1 protein-coding gene is annotated in these 1,506 nt (G+C 45.1%); it reads left to right on the top strand.

Annotated features, from left to right (window positions below):
* The coding region (gene groL / locus SPADD19_RS07985; RefSeq protein ID WP_241496545.1) for a chaperonin GroEL at nt 1-1,184 on the top strand (1,184 nt) is incomplete at its 5' end.
* Nucleotides 1,185-1,506 lie beyond the last annotated feature (322 nt).

The following is a 1,506-nucleotide window of genomic DNA, read 5'->3' as shown; positions in this document are numbered from 1 at the left end:
CTGTGTCTTCTCGTTCTGAAAAAGTCGGTGAGTACATCTCTGAAGCCATGGAAAAAGTTGGTAAAGATGGGGTTATCACCATTGAAGAATCTCGAGGAATGGAGACAGAACTGGAAGTCGTTGAAGGCATGCAGTTTGACCGTGGTTACCTCTCACAATATATGGTCACTGACAATGAAAAAATGGTGGCTGACCTTGAAAATCCATACATTTTGATCACTGACAAGAAGATTTCAAATATCCAAGAAATCTTGCCATTGTTGGAAAGTATTCTTCAAAGCAACCGTCCACTCTTGATCATCGCAGATGATGTCGATGGCGAAGCTCTTCCAACACTTGTCTTGAACAAGATCCGCGGTACCTTTAATGTCGTAGCTGTCAAGGCACCAGGATTTGGTGATCGCCGCAAAGCCATGTTAGAAGACATTGCCATCTTGACAGGTGGTACAGTCATTACAGACGATCTTGGTTTGGAATTGAAAGATGCAACCATTGAAGCCCTTGGTCAAGCAGCTAAAGTGTCAGTTGATAAAGACAGCACTGTCATTGTCGAAGGCTCTGGTAACCCAGAAGCGATTGCTAACCGTGTGGCTGTCATCAAGTCACAAATCGAAACCACAACCTCTGAATTTGACCGTGAAAAATTACAAGAACGTTTGGCTAAATTGTCTGGTGGTGTTGCCGTAATCAAGGTTGGTGCTGCAACAGAAACAGAATTGAAAGAAATGAAACTCCGTATCGAAGATGCCCTTAATGCGACTCGCGCAGCCGTTGAAGAAGGGATCGTTGCCGGAGGTGGTACAGCTCTTGTCAATGTTATCTCTGCAGTCGCAGCCCTTGAATTAGAAGGAGATGAAGCGACCGGACGCAATATCGTTCTTCGTGCTTTGGAAGAACCCGTGCGCCAAATTGCTCACAATGCCGGTTATGAAGGATCTATTGTGATTGATCGCTTGAAAAATGCCGAAGTCGGAACAGGTTTCAATGCTGCAACAGGTGAATGGGTGAATATGATTGATGCAGGAATCATCGACCCTGTTAAAGTCAGTCGTTCAGCCCTTCAAAACGCAGCTTCTGTTGCTAGCCTCATTTTAACAACTGAAGCAGTCGTAGCCAACAAACCAGAACCAGCAGCCCCAACAGGACCAGGAATGGATCCAAGCATGATGGGTGGGATGATGTAAGACGCTACAAATGATTGAGGCTTTGCCTCTAATCATTTGACGCCAGCCGCTATTGTGCGGTCTGGCTAATCGTCTTACTAGCTCAAAGGGAGGAAAATATCGTTCCTCCCTTTTCACGTCGTAAGTCCTTGGTCAATTGGTTAGGTGAATTTATAGTTTACGGTAAGCACCATGGTGCCTTGCCGAAGTGTCTTACTAAGAAAATAAAGAAGGCGTTATCGGCCTTCTTTATTTTCTTAGTAACTGTTACACGATTGAGGCTATACCTCTCATCGTTGGACAGTAGCCACTATGTTGCGGCCTGGCTAATCGTCTTACTAGC

This window comes from Streptococcus parasanguinis (assembly GCF_001578955.1).
Taxonomy (GTDB): domain Bacteria; phylum Bacillota; class Bacilli; order Lactobacillales; family Streptococcaceae; genus Streptococcus; species Streptococcus parasanguinis_U.
The sequence above is the reverse complement of the archived record's forward strand: the minus strand, read 5'-3'. Positions and strand labels throughout refer to the sequence as shown.